This is a genomic window from Nitrosopumilus adriaticus, assembly GCF_000956175.1.
GTDB lineage: Archaea > Thermoproteota > Nitrososphaeria > Nitrososphaerales > Nitrosopumilaceae > Nitrosopumilus > Nitrosopumilus adriaticus.
Window position 1 is genome coordinate 966076 of sequence record NZ_CP011070.1, and the last position, 16880, is coordinate 982955.

The following is a 16880-nucleotide window of genomic DNA, read 5'->3' on the forward strand; positions in this document are numbered from 1 at the left end:
AAAAATTTTTTTCTATGTGGTAATTTTATCTAACTGATTTGTTTCAGATGCAATCTTTATCTCTCTTGCAATTCTTTTACCCATACTCATTGATTCATTAAACAAAAGCGAATAGTATGGAGAACCGTCCATGTAGATGTTTGTACCTGCAACAATTCTTGCTGAAAACTCAAAAGATGTGAATTTTGCATTTTCATCATAGACCCCTTCTATACAAAACGGCCCATTCATCCCCGGAGATACAATTCTTCTTGATGCATCTACAAAATTTTCTCCCATTTCATAAACATCCTGCAAAAGTGATTCTCTTAAAACAAGTGGACTATTTCCAATTACATTAAAGGATGGAACTTTGGTTGATTTTAGTTGTTGCTCTGAAGGGATTCTTGCAAGACCTTCAATATCTGATTCATGTCTTTGATCAACTCCGAAGAATTCTAATTCGTCTTTTAGTGGCGAGTAAAAGAATTGCAAATATGCCAGTACCCCTGCCGCATACTCTTGAATGTAAAGTGTTTCATCTTTTGAAATTATTCCGTCTGCTATCAATTGATTTCTTTTTGTATTGTAATCTTCTTCATTTGCTGCCATAAAGTAACCCTTGCCCCCTGCAGCCCCTTGTCTTTTGACGATAACTAATTTCTCAATATCTTTAGGCTCCATGACTGGCTTTGGAACTGGGAGATTTGCCTCTCTCATCAATTTTTCTTTCATCTCTCTGTCTGATTCCCATCGTAGAATCCATTTATTTCCAAATACGGGAGTTTTGATGGATTCAATCTCTTCAGAACTCATTTGAGCAATTAATGTGCCGTGAGGAATTAACACTGCTTTGTTTTCTTCTAAAACTGATTGGCATTTTTGTTCCAAAATCTCTTTAAAAGAATCTACAAGGATTAATTCGTCAATAAATGGAAATCTTCTGTAAAGTTTCTCTCGTTTCTTTTCGCAAACAAGAATGGTTTTGAGGCCTTCATCTTTTGCACCTTTTAGCACCTGTAATGCACAATGAGATCCTAGTGTTGCTATGGCTACCATTACGATGTTTTTGATTATATTTTGTACCTTATGAACTATGTGCGGATGACACGTATTGAAATATCTCGTCAATCAACTCGACATTCAATTCTTCCTTGATATCTTCCGGAATTACTTTTAAAATAAAATCATATATTGTAGTGTTTTTAGGGAGACTGTCCCTTTCCTGTAAAAGCGAAAAAACGGCTATGCCATTTGAAATAATTGCTACCATTTTTTCTTTATCACTCAAAGGCATATTGTTCTTTGGGGAATGATGGTAATTTAATGTAAATCTAATTCAAAAGAAATTAGATAACTACTTTGAATATTATGTGATTGTGACTGGCTTGAATAATTCCTGTATTTTCATTTAAGATTTCTAGTTCAACATTGTGCCCTTCTCCCTCTTCTACAGGTTGCTGCATTGCGTGATATCCGACATATACTGCAGTAATGATAAACATTGCAATAACTAGTCCGATTAGGATATCCATCTTATTTTGATGTGGAATTCCTGTTGGCTATAAGCATTATGAAAATAATTCATTTTTTGGTGTAAAAATTAATTACACCATCAAATATGCAATAAAGTAAATTATGATAGAAACTGAATTAGGAAATTTACGTAGATCTCATTATTCTGATGAAATTACCTCATCAATGGATGGCACAAAGGTTACCATTATGGGGTGGGTTTTGACTATACGTGGGCATGGAAATATCAGTTTTGCAACAATTCGTGACAAAAACGGAGAAATCTCAGTTGTTGCAAAAAAAGGAGATTGTCCAGACGAGATACGTGAAACAATTTCTTCTCTAAAATCACATTCTTCAATTGCTGTTACTGGAAATGTAAAATCCTCAGAAAAAGCACCCAGTGGATATGAGATAATTCCTACAGAGCTGAGAGTGTTTTCAAATGTTGAAAAAATTCCTCCCTTTGAGCCAACTGCAAAGACTGTCAAAAATATTGACACAAGACTGGAAGTAAGGCCAATTGATCTTAGACGAACAATACTGCAACACATTTTCAAGACAAGAAGTTTAGTTTTAGAATCTATCAGAGATTATTTTGCAAACCAAAAATTTATTGAAATTAATACTCCGAAAATGATTGCGACAGCTACCGAAGGAGGGGCCGCATTATTTCCAATTTTCTATTACAACAAAGAAGCATTTTTAGCTCAGAGTCCGCAATTGTACAAGGAGCAATTGACCATGAGTTTTGAAAAAGTATTTGAGATTGCTCCTATTTTTAGAGCAGAGCCTTCAAGAACAAATCGACATCTTGCAGAAGCTATCTCCATTGATTTGGAAGAAGCGTTTGTTGATTACAATGATGTGATGAATAGAATTGAAGAAATCATAAAAATTTCAATTGAAACTGTAAATAACTATGCCAAAAATAACTCGGGAGTAGAATTTGACATACCTGCAATCCCTGATACCATTCCAAGGTATTCTTATGATGATCTAGTTGATAAAATGCAAAAAGCTGGAGCAAAAACAGAATGGGGAGATGATCTTTATCCATCTAATTTGAAAAAAATTGGTCTTGAAGGATTTTATTTTATCAAAGATTGGCCTCTTGCACCAAAACCATTCTACGTTAAAGACAGTAAATCAAACCCTAAAGTTTCTGAATCTTTTGATTTGATGTATGGTGATTTAGAATTGTCATCAGGAAGTACAAGAATTGAAAAACGAGATGAGCTTTCTGAGAGAATGAAAAACAAGGGTATGAAAACAGATGCCTTTGAATACCATTTGGGTGCCTTTGACTATGGTGTTCCACCACACGCAGGTTGTGGAATAGGTCTTGAGCGACTAATTATGGCGCTCACAGGCACAGAAAATATTCGAGATGTAACATTTTATCCAAGAGATGTTGACAGACTAACACCGTAGGTGAACTGAATGGTTACAGAAGAAGAAATAGAAACTGTCTCAAAATTAATGAAAATACCTATTGATAATCATAAAGAATATGTTGAGAAAGTCCATACGATGATTGATTATTTTGACATCCTAGATTCTGCAGGTGTTGAATCTGAAGAAATCTCAATGCAAGAAATCTCAATTTCAAAATTACGTGATGATGAATACATTCCATTTGATGAAAAATTAATTGAAAAATTAAATCACTACAAAAGGACATACGTTAGAGCACCAAAGATGTCTTCATGAATCTAAAAATTTCTGCCCTTGAATACATTCAAGAAGTAAAAAATGGAAATATTTCTGCAGAAGACTTTGTTGCCAAAACTATTGAGCAAATAAAACATATTGATGATAAATTACATGCTTTCTTATCCGTAAATGATAGTGCAGTTGATCAGGCAAGAGAGATTGACAAAAAAATAAAATCAGGCAATAAAGTTGGAGACTGCTTTGGAATGCCAATATCAATTAAAGATAATTTGTGCATAAAGGGAAATAAAACTACTTGTGCATCAAAGATGCTAGAAAATTTTGTTGCACCATATGATGCCACTGTTATTACAAAATTAAAGCAGCAAGATGCAATATTTGTTGGAAACGTAAACATGGATGAATTTGCCATGGGCCTTACTACGGAATTTAGCGCTTATGGTCCTAGTAAAAATCCGTGGAATACAGAATATGTTCCAGGCGGTTCTTCTGGGGGCAGTGCAGTATCTGTTAGTGCTTTTGAATGTGTGGCATCTCTTGGTTCTGACACTGGGGGTTCGGTTAGAAATCCTGCAAGTTTTTGCTCAACAGTTGGATACAAGCCAACATATGGCTTGATTAGCAGGTTTGGCTTAATTTCATATGCTAACAGTATTGAGCAAATTGGTCCATTAACTAGGACAGTAAAAGATTCTGCATTTCTTCTAAATCTAATTTCTGGAATTGATCCAAATGATAACACTACAATTGATAACGGAGATGAAGACTATCTCTCAGGCATAGATACAGGCATTGAAGGAAAAAAAATTGGTATTATCAAAGAGATGATTGGGGAGGGAATAGATCCTGCAGTATTGTCTGCAACAAAAGAGGCCATTTCAAAACTTGAAAAACTAGGTGCAGTTTGCGAAGAAGTCTCCCTTGATATGGTGAAATATTCTGTAGCGGCATACTATACAATTACTGCAACAGAGGCAGGAAGTAATCTTGCAAGATATGATAATCTGAGATATGGTTATGATTTTTCAGTTGAAGGTTATGAGTTTAATTCTTACATTTCAAAGGCAAGAAGAAAATTTGGCCCTGAAGTTACAAGAAGAATGATTCTTGGCGGATTTGTCCCATCTGCAGGTCATGCAGGAAAATATTTTCTTAAAGCATTAAAAGTGAAAAATAAACTTACAAAAGAAGTTAATGAAGCATTTAAGAAATTTGATCTTTTGATTGCGCCAACAGTGCCCATCCTACCATTTAAGATTGGTGAAAAAATAGATGATCCTGTATCTCTATTCCTAGTGGACATTAACACGGTAACTGCAAACCTTACAGGAAAACCTGCAATATCAATTCCTTTCTCACATTCAAATGGATTGCCAATTGGAATTCAACTTCTTGCAGATTCAAATCAGGATAAATTATTACTACGTGCAGCATATGCATTAGAACAAACTGTTACTTTACCGGGGGTACCAATATGACTATGATAGGTTTGGAAATTCACTGTCAGTTGACAAACTTACAAAGTAAGTTATTTTGTTCATGTAAGGCAAACTATAGGGAGTTTGAAATTAATGAAAACATCTGCCCAATATGTATGGGGTTACCTGGCAGTTTACCTAGACTAAACAAGGAGGCAGTGAAAAAAGCTACAATTATTGCTATGGCGCTAAATTGTTCTACTCCAGAGAAAATTGCTTTTTTTAGGAAAAATTATTTTTATCCTGATCTTCCAAAAAATTTCCAAATAACACAACTCAACATTTATGGCGATACAAGTGTTGGCGGTTCTGGTTCCATAATGATTGGCGATAAAAAAATTAGAATTACTAGAATTCAATTGGAGGAGGATCCTGGAAGGCTAATTTATGAGGGAAGTTCATCAAAAAACCAAATTACATTAGTAGATTACAATCGTGCAGGAACCCCCCTGGTTGAAATTGTCACAGAGCCAGACTTTGAGACTCCCAAGGAGGTAAGAGATTTTCTAAATATTTTGTCAGACATATTAGAAAATTTGGGGGTGGCAGATCCTAGTTTAGAAGGCGCAATGCGAGCAGATGCAAATGTTTCAATTAAGGGAGGCAAAAAAGTTGAAATCAAAAATATTGGTTCTTTTCATGATTTAGAAAAAGCCGTACATTTTGAGATAACTAGACAGGAAAGTTTGAGTTCTCGGGATATTCCAATTATGCAAGAAACACGTCATTGGGATGATAGACGAAAAATTACCGTATCCTCACGTTCCAAAGAAGAAGAACTTGATTATCGCTATTTCTTGGAAGGGGATATACCTTGGGTGAAGATTGATCCTCAAATTCAACAGCAATTAAAATTAGAGATGCCTGAAAGTATAAGTTCCAAAAAAGAGAGATATGTATCAAAATACAACATACCTGCACAAGTTGCTGATGTTTTATCTTCTGACAAATTTTATTCGGATTTATTTGAAAAATCACATACGGAAAAAACTGCGAAAGAAATTGCAAATATTATCACTACAGATCTTATGGGTCTAGTTGACACAAGAGAAAAACGCGAATCATCAAAACTTACTGCAACTCATTTAAAGGAATTAGCAGAGTCTATTCAATCAGGACAAATTTCTAGAAATTCTTCAAAAAATGCATTATATGAAATTGTTAAAACTGGAAAAGAATTATCTGTAATTATTTCTGAATTAGATTTGGGAAATGTCTCTGATGCTTCAGAATTGACAGACATTATCAAGCAAATAATTTCTGAAGAGTCACAAGCAGTTGAGCAAGCAAAGAGTAATCCTCAAACGATTAATTATTTGGTGGGTAAAGTAATGCAAAAAACAAAAGGAAAAGCAGATCCTACATTAACCTTGAATTTACTGAAAAAAGAAATCGGCATCCAATGACTGAACTATCGTTAGAAGATATTGAATTTATCAAAATTCTTGCAAATTCTGATGCCTCTATACTTCAGCGAGGCATGAATGATGCTACTAAACGAAGATTAGAGCAACAAATAGGCGTGATTTTGAGAGAATATTATCTAGAAAACACCATGAATGCCGATACCAATTGGACTGAAAAATTCCAAAAAGTAGGAATTACTGAAGATGATGGAAAATCAGCAATTGCATGTGCAAGGCGTTTGGGGATAGATATATCATAAATCTAAAAATCTTTTTACACTCTTTAGGTTTCTAAAGATTGAATCTTGTCAAATTTTGAATTTATTCCAAATGAAAAACAAATCCATGAATCTAATATTTTTCAATTTATGAAAAAGCATGGGATATCCACATTAGAGGAATTATCTCAAAAGGCAAAAGAAGATTTGGAATGGTTTTGGGAGTCTGTTGATAAAGATATCGGGATAGTTTGGGATGCGCCATACACAAAAACATTAGATGTTTCAAAAGGTATCGCATGGTCAAAATGGTTTGTAAATGGTAAGACAAACATTTACAAATCTTCGGTGGAAAAATATGCAAAAATTTATCCGAAAAAAATTGCATACCATTTTGTATCAGAAGATGGTTCGACATCTGAAATTTCCTACTCTGAATTAAATTCAAAAGTGTCAAAACTTGCAAATGCTCTAAAATCATTGGGTGTAAAAAAAGGAGATGTGATTGCAATCTATCTTCCAATGATTGAAGAAGCAATCTTGGCAATTCTTGCTGCTTCTAAGATTGGGGCAATTCAAACTACAATTTTTTCAGGATACAGTTCACAGTCATTGCATGTAAGATTGCAAGACTGTAAGGCAAAAATTCTATTTATTTCAGATGGGTTTTATCGAAAAGGAAAACCTATTTCGCAAAAAGAGATTATGGAAACTGCGATAAAAAACACCAATGTTGAAAAAACAATTCTTGTCTCATACAAAGGAGTTGATTCGCATACAGAATCTGAAAATATTATCTCATTTGAAAATATTATGTCTTCTCATGATGATTTCTGTGCTACTGAAATTATGGATTCTGAAGATCCTTTATTCATTCTATATACTTCGGGAACTACGGGGAACCCTAAAGGGGTAATTCACAGTCATGGTGGGTTTTCTGTTTTTGCAGGGCATCAATCTGCATATCTCATAGATACGCATGAAAATGACGTATTATTTTGGCCTGCAGATATTGGCTGGATTACAGGTCAAGTGTGGAATGTCTATGGGCTTTTAATCATGGGGGCTAGTGCAGTAATTTACGATGGAGCACTAGATTACCCAACACCAGATAGAGTCTGGAAAATGTTATCTGACTATGATGCAACAATCTTTGGCATATCCCCTACAGCCGTACGATTATTTAAAAAAAATAATGTAGAGCCTAGAAAATTATTTTCATTAGATAAAATAAAAAACATCCCTACAACTGGTGAGCCACTCGATGAAGATTCCTGGTGGTGGTTGTTTGATAAAGTGGGTAACAAAAAAATCCCAATAATGAATTTATCTGGCGGAACTGAAATTGGCGGTGCAATGTTATCTGTTTTTCCTGGAATGAAATTAAAACCCTCTAGTGTGGGGATTCCTGTTCCAGGAATGAATTTAGATGTATTTGATGAAGATGGTAATTCTGTAAGAAATGAAAATGGGTATTTGGTCATAAAATTCCCATGGCCTGCAATGACTCGAGGATTACTAAATGATGATGCACGATATATTGAGACTTACTGGTCACGATTTGAAAATATTTGGTTTCATGGTGATTATGTCTTCGTTGATGATGATAATTTATGGTACATGCGTGGAAGAACTGATGATGTGATCAATATATCGGGACATAGAATGAGTACTGCAGAAATTGAACATACTGTAATTTCTCATGAAAAAATTTCCGATGCAGCATCTGTTGCAATTCCTGATGAAATAACTGGTGAGGCTATTGTGATCTTTTTTGTTGCAGATAATAAATCCGAGACTGATCTTGAGACAGAAATATCAAAATACATATCTGAAAAGATTGGCAAAGTTGCAAAACCTAAATTTGTTTTTCAAATGTCAGATTTACCTAAAACTAGAACCGGAAAAATAATGCGTCGTGTATTAAAATCAAAATTATTGGGGATGGATATGGGGGATTTATCGTCTCTGGAAAATCCCCAGGTATTAGACGAAATAACAAAATTAGGTTGATAAAATCTCACTCGTTGATATTTTCTATTTCACGCGCCGTATCTAAATCTGATTCAGACTAGACAAATTATTGAAATTTGTAGTTGATCAACAAGTAGAAGACATTGAGATGCCTGAGAATCTCAAATTAAACACGTTTTTGCAAGAATTTCATTCGGATTGTCCTCACCCTGAGTGCAGTTTTGGATTTTATGGTTTTGCATTTGGACAGTCACCTTTTCCAGTACCTAAATTAATTCAAGAAGCACTGGTGAAAAATTCCGACAAGGGGGCTTATGCCCCAATTTCTGGCATTCCAGAACTGCGTAATGCCATTTCAAAATACAACAAGTATTACTTTGGAATGGATGTATCCCCAGAAAGAATCCATGTTGGACCCGGTACCAAAGAATTGATCTTTAACCTGCTGGAGATTTTACATGGAACAGTAATTTTGCCAACACCTGCTTGGTTAGGCTATCTACCTCAAATCAGATTTTTGAAGAAAAATTATCATATGCTCCCAACTGGTTCAAACAAAAAAATATCTCCAAATAATTTGAGAAGACTTGCGTTAAGATTACACGATAGACAAAAGATATTGATTCTTAATAATCCAAACAATCCTACAGGTCTACTTTATGACAAATTAGAATTAGAGGAAATATCTGATGTGTGCAGGGAGCAAAACATCACAGTAATTTCAGATGAAATCTATGCACAGACAACATATGATTTTTCTAAATTTGTCAGTATGGGAAAAATTTACCCTGAAGGAACATTTGTAACAAATGGTTTATCTAAATCACACGCTGCTGGAGGTTATCGTTTAGGATATGTAGTATTTCCACAACATGCAATAGATCTTAAAACACAATTCAAAAAGATTCTTGCAACAGAATACACTGCAGTTTCAACCCCAATTCAGCATGCTGCAGTAGCAGGATTTGAAATAAGTAAAGAAATGGATGAATATTTTCAAATTACTCGAAACATCCATCAGATTATGGGCGAATATACGTACCAGGCTTTATCCTCAATTGAAGGAGTTAAAGCCACAAAACCTGATGCAACATTTTATCTTTTGGCTGATTTTAACTATTATGCAACAGATTTACAAAAAGCTAAAATTTTCACATCTCAAAAATTATCTGAATCATTAATCATCCACCCATATCACACTGCAATTGTGGGTGGCGATAGTTTGGTTTTAGAAAGAACTGACTTCAGTGCAAGAATTGCATATGTAGATTATGATGGTTCCAAAGTTTATCAGAATTATCTTGATAACACACCACAAACCGCATCTGAAAAAGAAGAATTTGTAAAAAATAATGCCCCTAAAGTTGTTGCAGGAATTGACATGATCATTCAATTTTTTGAAAACATTAAAAATACATCTTTTATTGATTCACAAAATAAAAAAAATTCTCTGATTAATACTAGCTAATTTAGTTTTGATTTTAATTTATCATACTCTTCCAAAGTGATTTCACCTTTTGCCAATCTTATTTGCAAAATCTCTTTTGGATTACTTCCAATAATTGGCTGAATCAATTTCTTTCTGATTGTATCTTTGTTAATGGAAATTTGTTTTGTATTGGTATCTACTTTTTTCTTTATTCCAATCACTGCACCAAATAGTATTCCTATGCCTGCAATTGCAAGGGAAATCTCTGCAATCTCTGAATTATCTCCTACGGGTTTAATCTCTTGAACAATAGAGGATGCTTCTGCTTCGGGGATGATTTCCTGATCAATTAATCCCTGTACTGCAGAATTGATATTTTTTTCACGGTTTACGGCCTCTTCTATAGTCAATCCTGGGTAGTTTCGGTCAAACCATGACTTGTATGCAACTTCGTTATAGTATCTATCAATATAGTATTGAGGATCTTTGTTTGTGTCAACAAAATCCGCAGTTTTTGAGGAAATTACCTTTTCTTTTACAACCTCTTCATTGATTGAATTTTGTGGCGTATTGTTGTCATAGTTTACGGCCTCTTCTATAGTCAATCCTGGGTAGTTTCGGTCAAACCATGACTTGTATGCAACTTCGTTATAGTATCTATCAATATAGTATTGAGGATCTTTGTTTGTGTCAACAAAATCGGCTGGTGTGGTTATTGAAATATCTTCTATTTGTTGAACATTGTTAATTTCTTTATTGACTTGTTTTTGATTTTCATCTTCAATGACTTGTGATTTGATAGGAATTCCATTTAATGAAACACCAAAACTAGTTGTTATGCCTTTGGTCATATTAAGAATGAATCCAGTTGCATTGTACATTCCATGTTCAGAAAAATTATCATTGATTTTAATTATTTTTTCAAATGATTCGTCATGATTGATTATTGCCTGTGTTAATTGTACGAATTCATTATTTTGATCACGAATAACAATTGTTACTAGGCCTACTGAATCTTTTTCAACATTTCCTGAAAATTTAATTTGATCTCCTGTGTAAAATGAATTTGAATTTACTTGAAGATTTACAACTTCCCCAAATACAGGAGTTGTATTGATGATGATTAATAATGAGAATATCCCAACTGTAAAATGAGATAGTTTTTTTCCAATCATAGAAAAAATAAGTTATTTTTTGATTTAAAATGAGCGTATCATTCATTCAGATTTTTTCTAAGTAATAGTTAAATGCACAAAATTATTTTTTATTCCCATCTGTTGTCAATTGTTAAATGATTCTTTCTTGTTTCTGCCTCTAATTGACTTATTTTTGTTCTGATTTTATTTGATAAGATCTCTAGCACTTCATCAATTCCAGCAGCACTAAATTTGGTAGGTTTGCCAAATGTTGAAAAAACTACTCCCTTTCTTTGCAATGATGACAATAATCTGTAAGTTTCTGTTCTTGGAATATCCATCGCCTTGGATATTTCTGAGGCTGTCTCAATGCTGTTTTTGCTTAAAAACAAGTAAATCTTTGTTTCATCTGAAGAAAAATAGTAGTCAATTATCATGAGATTTAGTTTGCTAATTGTTTTTTCAACGCTTTCTGCAAACGTTTTCTCCTGATTATCCCCATCCATTAAGAAAGTATGAATTTAATTTTTACATTAACAGAAGTATGTTATTTGGTATTACATAGTATATTTTGAGCCTATCTTACAAGCCTAGAAATCGACCTAAGATGATATCACCATAAAATATTTGAATCAGAAAGCCGCCTGTAATTAGTAAAAGGTAGGGGATTCCAGGAGTGATCCAAGTATCAGATTTTGTACAAAAGTCTTGATTTTCGGCATGATGTAATTTCAAATTTAGTTTCTTTTTCCCCTTCTTTGTCTTTTCAATGGAAAATCCAAATTTTGGATTTTTAGCCCTATATCCCATCAATACTGCAATTATTTTCCTTCCTGTAGTTTCATCAAAACCTTCAAAAATATTTTCACCTTTAATCTGAGCTATCGTGTTTCTTAAAACATTGATGATGAATGGAATTACAAATAGTAACACAGCATTAGATAGTGTTGTAAATGGCGTAATGGGATTTTCACTTAATGTGGCCATTGGTGCAATTACTGCTAATGCGATTAGTGCAAATGCATCTGCTCCGCCAAAGAATCCTATTCTCCACATTATTATTACTATAGGTGCAATGATCAACGCAAATCCTAATGTGAGTAAATCAGACATTAAATCAGGGCTTAAGAAAATGAGTAAAAATCCAATCACTCCAAATACAATCCAAAAATAATCATGAATCTCTCTTTTCCATACATCGATTACTGATGCGACACCAAGCATAACTAAGGCAAGCCCAATACTGATAATGTGATAATCTGAGAATAACTCCATCTATTAATTTCTGATTTATTGAACTATATTTGAAATGAAATGAAAAAGTCTTTTCTTTTAGTCATATTTTTTCATGATTATTTAGAGTTCGTCTAAATAATTGAGATTATTTCTCTAGGTGTATTTTAGAATGTAAGAAGTCAATCTGAAGCAAATTTTAGGGCATATGGATCTTACAAAAATCACTATTTTGACTGAAAAAAATCAAAATTTAGAAATACTTTAAAAATACACGCCTAATTTAACATCTTTTTATCTAAAAAAGGGATAAAAACGATCAAGTCGATCTAAATAATTTAGCTTTACTACAATATAGTTTAGTGATTTCTTAAGGATGATCCTGAAAAAAGATGGCAAAAGACACAACTCAAGAATCAGTATTTGACTCATCGCCTGATTCTAAAATGTATGAGTACAAACTTTCTGTAGAAAAAGTTCAAACAAAATTATCTGAATACGGTTTAACATCTAATCAAAGCAAGGTTTTCATTTATCTAGGAAAATATGGCTCAAAGACTGCTCCTGAAGTTTGTAAATCTTTGAAATTGCCAAGAACAGAAACATATCATTTGCTATCTGCATTACAAAATAAAGGAATTGTCTCTGCTACATTTCAGCATCCAATCCAGTTTACTGCATTGCCTTTAGAGAAGGCTATTTGGACATTAGTGAATTCTGAAAAAGAACGAGTGAAATCTCTTGAAAGAATGGAGCAAGGATTGTCAAAATTATGGGATAACATTCCAACTTTTGATTCTATACATGCTGATGTGGAAGAAAAATTCCAGATGTTGCAAGGCTCCAATCAGATTCAATCAAAAATAACTGAAATGACTGATAGCCATAATGATGAATTCCTAATTCTAGGATCTGAAAAAGATTATCTTAAACTATATCATGGGGATTTTCTTGAGTCGTTTGTAAAATCAAAACAAAAATTTAGATTATTGAGCGGATGTTCTGACAAAACAGCATACATCTTTGATGATTTAGAAAGAAAGAATATTAAAAAATTACACAATGATATAGAAAACCACTTGTGTTTTATTTTAAAAGATGATGGCGAGATGTTGTTCTTTACTAAAAATGCCATGTCTCCTGATGAGCCATTTGCCATGTGGACAAATTCAAATTCAATGGTATATGCAATGAAATTATTATTTGAATCGTTGTGGACTAATTCAAAGAATATTCATTTGTAACCCTCGAAAAATATTTGTTAGATTCAAACTAGTACTCGTCTTTATATAGAAAATTTACTTCTTTTTCATTATAGATATGGAATCTACTTACTCAAAAGTAAAGACTGGAATTCCAGGATTAGATACTATAATTTCAGGAGGAATGAAAGCAGGACGTTCTGTTACTGTTACAGGCCCTCCAGGAAGTGGAAAGACTACCTTTGGGTTGCAATACCTCTACTCGGGTGCAAGAGATTTTGATGAGTCGGGAGTTTATGTTACATTATCTCAAAACATCCCAGAGATCAAAAATGACTGCATATCCTTTGGATGGGATTTTGACAATTTGATAACTGAGGATAAAATTTTGATGGTTGATGCAAGACCATTTAAAATTAAAGATGAATTGATTGGAAAAGATGATTCACTTTACAGGGGAGAGCAATTGCCTTTTGAGCATTTAACTAAATTAATTCTCAGTAGCATTAAAAGAATTGATGCTAAAAGAGTGGTAATTGACTCTGTAACAATTTTGTCCTTGCAATATTCAGATAAATTTAGTATGAGACAAGGATTGCAAGCAATGGTTCAAGCATTAGAAAACTTTGGCGTCACCAGTTTAATTCTATCTGAAAATTCTGAACATAATGAGATTCCATTAGAATGGTTTGTGACTTCTGGCATCATTCAACTTCGACATAGCAGATCAGGAGATACAATGGAGAGGACAATTCAGGTTACAAAAATGCGAGGAGTAAAGCATAGTGAGCAAATACATCCTGTCGAATTTAATTCGGATGGAATGCATTTACTCCATCCTAGACTTTTACCTTAATGATTTCTTTTTTCTAAGCTGAGCTGCAACTAATGGCAAAAATGCTCCAACATCTGAAACAATTCCTAAAGCTTGCCATGTTCCTCTGTCCATAAGTTTTGTAACTGTTGGTTGATTGATATCCACTACAATAACTTTGACATTTGCTGGAAGCATATTGCCTGTTGCGATAGAGTGAAGCATTGTTGAAATCATTATCACCATGCTTGCATCTTTTACAATTTTTTTGTATTCTCTTTGCGCTTGAGCCACATCTGTAATGACGTCAGGTAAAGGCCCATCATCACGAATTGATCCTGCTAAAACAAATGGAATTTTATTTTTTATACACTCGTACATTATTCCTTTCTTGAGTTTTTTGGATTTGACCATATTTGCAATAGAACCCGCTTTGAAAACTGCATTGATTGTATCCATGTGGTTTCTATGACCATGATATGCTAGTGTTGCATTATGAACATTCATGCCCAATGATGTTCCTAATGTGGCATACTCGATATCATGAACTGCAAGTGCGTTTCCAGCTAAAACGCCATCAATATACCCTGCTCTAATCAATTCTGAAACTGCATCATCTGCACCAGTATGTACAATTGCAGGCCCACCAACGATGACAATCTTACCCCCGTTCTTTTTGGTATTGTATATGTCATCTGCAACCTGTTTTGCAATATGCTGTGTTGGACGTTCACTGGAGCTTGAACTTCCCATAAATTCAAAAACATTAACTCCTTCTCTTGGTCGCTCAGGAGGTGTGATTTTAATTCCTTTTTCACCAACAATGATCTGGTCTCCCTTTTTAACATCTCTTACAGGTACACAAAACGCCCTGTTTTGTTTTACAACGATGCACTTGTCCATCATCATATTTTCTACCTGAATCCACTTGTTTTTATAGAAAACTTGAGTGTGATTGTTTGTAGTACTGTAAAAATTATCTGGCATGACATAGTTTTTTGGTGATTTTTTTAGTGTGATTTCTTGTTGTATTTTTGAAACTGCACCCTCTCTATACACAGTTTCCAAAATTTCATCTAGGTGCTTCTGATTTTTTCCTTTAACAAGTAATCTTGCAAAAGATTGATCTTTTTTTCTTTTACCAATATTGATTTCCTCTACTTGGAATTCTCCATGAAGATCCATAATTTTATCAAAGATCTTAGTTAGAATGGACGAATCAATCAAATGACCGCTAACTTGGATTTCTTGAGAAAATTTACTCATTTTATTTCACTCCACATTATGATAACTAAAGGTTACGTTTTTTCTTAAGGCTGATGACTAAACGGGAAGAATTACTTTGCCCTCAAATTTAGATATGTTATCCTCTTTGAATGCTTTTTCTAATTTTTCTTTTTGTTGCTGCGTAACTCCTTGCACGATGGTTTTGGAAGCACCTGTTTTGTCTACCAAGGCTAGTATGTATCCGCTATTATCAGTCAATACAAATCCTGCTGATTCATCTACAAACGCATACAAATTTTCTTCCCCTACAGGTTGCCACACATTGGATTTTGTATCTGATAAAGCCAATGCAGGCATTGCACGTCCATCTGTCAATTTATTGAGATACTCTCTTGCTTCAGCCACTCGTTTTTGTCCTAATTTTAGGGCCTGAAAATATTGCATGTTCTCAAATTATTGATTTGTTATAAAAACAATGTCTCTTCAAAAGATAGTTATAGAATCCTATCTTTTCTGACAGTATGCCTTTGACTAATAATGTGATCATAAAATTAAATGAGATTACAACTATGGTTGAAGATAAAACAAAACTAACAGAATCCGACATAGATGAAATTAAATCACTTTTTCAAAACCTTGTTGAAAACAATGAACGTTATGATATAGATGAAATTGAATTTTGGTTTGAAAATGAAGGTAGTTGGACTAGCAGAGAATCCAGAATCAGAATAGTCAATTTATCCAGTTACGTCCAAGACAAGTATCAACAAACTGCACATCTGAGAATAATTTCTGATGATGATTGTGGTTGCGGAAATTAAATTTCTAATTGTTCTAATAGTCTTCCTACAATCTTTGCGTTTTCTGTTCTTTCGCTCATTATTTCTTTTAGGCGAGTTTCATTTTTTGTATCTTCTGAAATTATCTTAAAATATTCTTCATCAAGATCATTGTTTGCTTGCAATCTTTTAATTACTTCAAATAATACCCCTATCACTTGTTTTTGAGCCTCAATTAATTCATCTTTACTTCGTTCAGACATTTTCAATTAATTATCATTAATGATCTGTGTAAATAATTCTTTTAATTTTTCATCATCAAGATCTTTTTTTGCTGATTCAAAAAACGATTCTAATTTTTCTGTTGAATGACCTTTCTTTTCATATGTCTTAGCTTGTAGCGCCATCTCCAATTTATCAATTTGATGTACCAGTTTTGATTCGGGTGAAATATGTTCTTGATACTCCCTCCAAATTTCAGAATATTTTGTTTTAATATTTTCAGGCAAGTCTTGAATTATTTTGGTAAATGCATCATTTTCCAATTCTTTCTTTTTTTCTTTGTTTAATTGATTGGGAGTAAAATCTCCGATTTGTGATTCAGCCAAATCATGAATTAATATCATCTTGAGAATTTTTTCTGAATTGTAATCGTTCATGTCCGAAACTACCATACCCATTACTGCCATAGAATACGAATGATCTGCAACGGATTCGGGGTTTTCCATAGATAGTTTATCTATCCATCCTTGTCTTGAAACATTTTTTAGATTTGCAGCGTTTTTTAAAAAATCTAATATCATTGATTTTTAT

Annotated in this window: 20 protein-coding genes; 10 read left to right on the plus strand and 10 right to left on the minus strand. The window is 33.5% G+C overall.

The features are described from left to right. Positions 1–12 precede the first annotated feature (12 nt). From NADRNF5_RS05610 to NADRNF5_RS05620, 3 genes are read right to left on the minus strand one after another with little or no spacing between them, the layout of a single operon-like run. The gene (locus NADRNF5_RS05610; protein ID WP_048116147.1) at positions 13–1038 is read right to left on the minus strand and encodes a formate--phosphoribosylaminoimidazolecarboxamide ligase; all 1026 of its coding nucleotides are present in this window, start codon (positions 1036–1038) and stop codon (positions 13–15) included. A 28-nt stretch (positions 1039–1066) separates the two neighbouring features. Then, positions 1067–1276, minus strand: coding sequence for a hypothetical protein (locus NADRNF5_RS05615; protein ID WP_048116148.1), 210 nt, complete (start codon positions 1274–1276; stop codon positions 1067–1069). A 52-nt stretch (positions 1277–1328) separates the two neighbouring features. Next, entirely contained in the window at positions 1329–1514 is a 186-nt protein-coding gene (locus tag NADRNF5_RS05620) for a hypothetical protein (RefSeq protein WP_048116149.1), read from the minus strand. Positions 1515–1617: 103 nt separating this feature from the next. On the opposite strand from NADRNF5_RS05620, the gene aspS reads away from it, so the two are divergent. From aspS to NADRNF5_RS05655, 7 genes are all read left to right on the plus strand, one after another. Continuing rightward, positions 1618–2928: an aspartate--tRNA(Asn) ligase gene (gene aspS / locus NADRNF5_RS05625; protein WP_048116150.1), complete on the plus strand. Its 1311-nt coding sequence runs from the start codon at positions 1618–1620 to the stop codon at positions 2926–2928. A gap of 9 nt (positions 2929–2937) precedes the next feature. Then, on the plus strand, positions 2938–3207 hold the full coding sequence (locus NADRNF5_RS05630) for a hypothetical protein (protein WP_048116151.1): 270 nt from the start codon (positions 2938–2940) through the stop codon (positions 3205–3207). Then, complete coding sequence (gene gatA / locus NADRNF5_RS05635; protein WP_048116152.1) at positions 3204–4649, plus strand: Asp-tRNA(Asn)/Glu-tRNA(Gln) amidotransferase subunit GatA; 1446 nt, start codon at positions 3204–3206, stop codon at positions 4647–4649. The genes NADRNF5_RS05630 and gatA overlap by 4 nt, the downstream gene beginning before the upstream one ends. Beyond that, the gene (gatB, locus tag NADRNF5_RS05640) at positions 4646–6055 is read left to right on the plus strand and encodes an Asp-tRNA(Asn)/Glu-tRNA(Gln) amidotransferase subunit GatB (protein WP_048116153.1); all 1410 of its coding nucleotides are present in this window, start codon (positions 4646–4648) and stop codon (positions 6053–6055) included. Before gatA ends, gatB begins: the two co-directional genes overlap by 4 nt. Further along, positions 6052–6315, plus strand: coding sequence for a hypothetical protein (locus NADRNF5_RS05645; protein ID WP_048116154.1), 264 nt, complete (start codon positions 6052–6054; stop codon positions 6313–6315). Before gatB ends, NADRNF5_RS05645 begins: the two co-directional genes overlap by 4 nt. Positions 6316–6360: 45 nt before the next feature. Beyond that, the gene (locus tag NADRNF5_RS05650; protein ID WP_048116155.1) at positions 6361–8286 is read left to right on the plus strand and encodes an AMP-binding protein; all 1926 of its coding nucleotides are present in this window, start codon (positions 6361–6363) and stop codon (positions 8284–8286) included. 70 nt (positions 8287–8356) lie between these two features. Continuing rightward, positions 8357–9715 carry a pyridoxal phosphate-dependent aminotransferase gene (locus NADRNF5_RS05655; RefSeq protein ID WP_048116156.1) on the plus strand — a complete coding sequence of 453 codons (1359 nt, stop codon included), beginning with the start codon at positions 8357–8359 and terminating at the stop codon, positions 9713–9715. Here the strand turns inward: NADRNF5_RS05655 and NADRNF5_RS11585 are convergent. From NADRNF5_RS11585 to NADRNF5_RS05675, 3 genes are all read right to left on the minus strand, one after another. Then, positions 9712–10851 (minus strand): SHOCT domain-containing protein, encoded by a 1140-nt coding sequence (locus NADRNF5_RS11585; RefSeq protein ID WP_237089209.1) that lies wholly within the window; start codon positions 10849–10851, stop codon positions 9712–9714. The two genes, NADRNF5_RS05655 and NADRNF5_RS11585, sit on opposite strands and share 4 nt — an antisense overlap. A gap of 89 nt (positions 10852–10940) precedes the next feature. Beyond that, the gene (locus tag NADRNF5_RS05670) at positions 10941–11318 is read right to left on the minus strand and encodes a helix-turn-helix domain-containing protein (RefSeq protein ID WP_052661889.1); all 378 of its coding nucleotides are present in this window, start codon (positions 11316–11318) and stop codon (positions 10941–10943) included. A gap of 76 nt (positions 11319–11394) precedes the next feature. Next, on the minus strand, positions 11395–12087 hold the full coding sequence (locus NADRNF5_RS05675; RefSeq protein WP_048116157.1) for an A24 family peptidase C-terminal domain-containing protein: 693 nt from the start codon (positions 12085–12087) through the stop codon (positions 11395–11397). Between the two features lie 350 nt (positions 12088–12437). Here NADRNF5_RS05675 and NADRNF5_RS05680 point away from each other — a divergent pair, with 350 nt between their 5' ends. Next, entirely contained in the window at positions 12438–13289 is an 852-nt protein-coding gene (locus tag NADRNF5_RS05680) for a TrmB family transcriptional regulator (protein WP_048116158.1), read from the plus strand. 76 nt (positions 13290–13365) lie between these two features. Beyond that, positions 13366–14103, plus strand: coding sequence for an RAD55 family ATPase (locus NADRNF5_RS05685; RefSeq protein WP_048116159.1), 738 nt, complete (start codon positions 13366–13368; stop codon positions 14101–14103). Here NADRNF5_RS05685 and NADRNF5_RS05690 read toward each other — a convergent pair. Continuing rightward, complete coding sequence (locus NADRNF5_RS05690) at positions 14095–15327, minus strand: ornithine cyclodeaminase, nickel-pincer nucleotide-dependent (protein WP_048116160.1); 1233 nt, start codon at positions 15325–15327, stop codon at positions 14095–14097. The genes NADRNF5_RS05685 and NADRNF5_RS05690 overlap by 9 nt on opposite strands. Positions 15328–15384: 57 nt before the next feature. Next, a complete protein-coding gene (locus NADRNF5_RS05695) occupies positions 15385–15732 on the minus strand; it encodes a hypothetical protein (protein ID WP_048116161.1) in 348 nt (115 codons plus the stop codon). A 125-nt stretch (positions 15733–15857) separates the two neighbouring features. On the opposite strand from NADRNF5_RS05695, the gene NADRNF5_RS05700 reads away from it, so the two are divergent. Then, positions 15858–16109 (plus strand): hypothetical protein, encoded by a 252-nt coding sequence (locus NADRNF5_RS05700; protein WP_237089210.1) that lies wholly within the window; start codon positions 15858–15860, stop codon positions 16107–16109. Here NADRNF5_RS05700 and NADRNF5_RS05705 read toward each other — a convergent pair. Together NADRNF5_RS05705 and NADRNF5_RS05710 are read right to left on the minus strand one after the other, a co-directional pair. Further along, on the minus strand, positions 16106–16330 hold the full coding sequence (locus NADRNF5_RS05705) for a hypothetical protein (protein WP_048119185.1): 225 nt from the start codon (positions 16328–16330) through the stop codon (positions 16106–16108). The genes NADRNF5_RS05700 and NADRNF5_RS05705 overlap by 4 nt on opposite strands. 6 nt (positions 16331–16336) lie before the next feature. Next, positions 16337–16870 (minus strand): HD domain-containing protein, encoded by a 534-nt coding sequence (locus tag NADRNF5_RS05710; protein ID WP_048116163.1) that lies wholly within the window; start codon positions 16868–16870, stop codon positions 16337–16339. Positions 16871–16880: the final 10 nt, after the last annotated feature.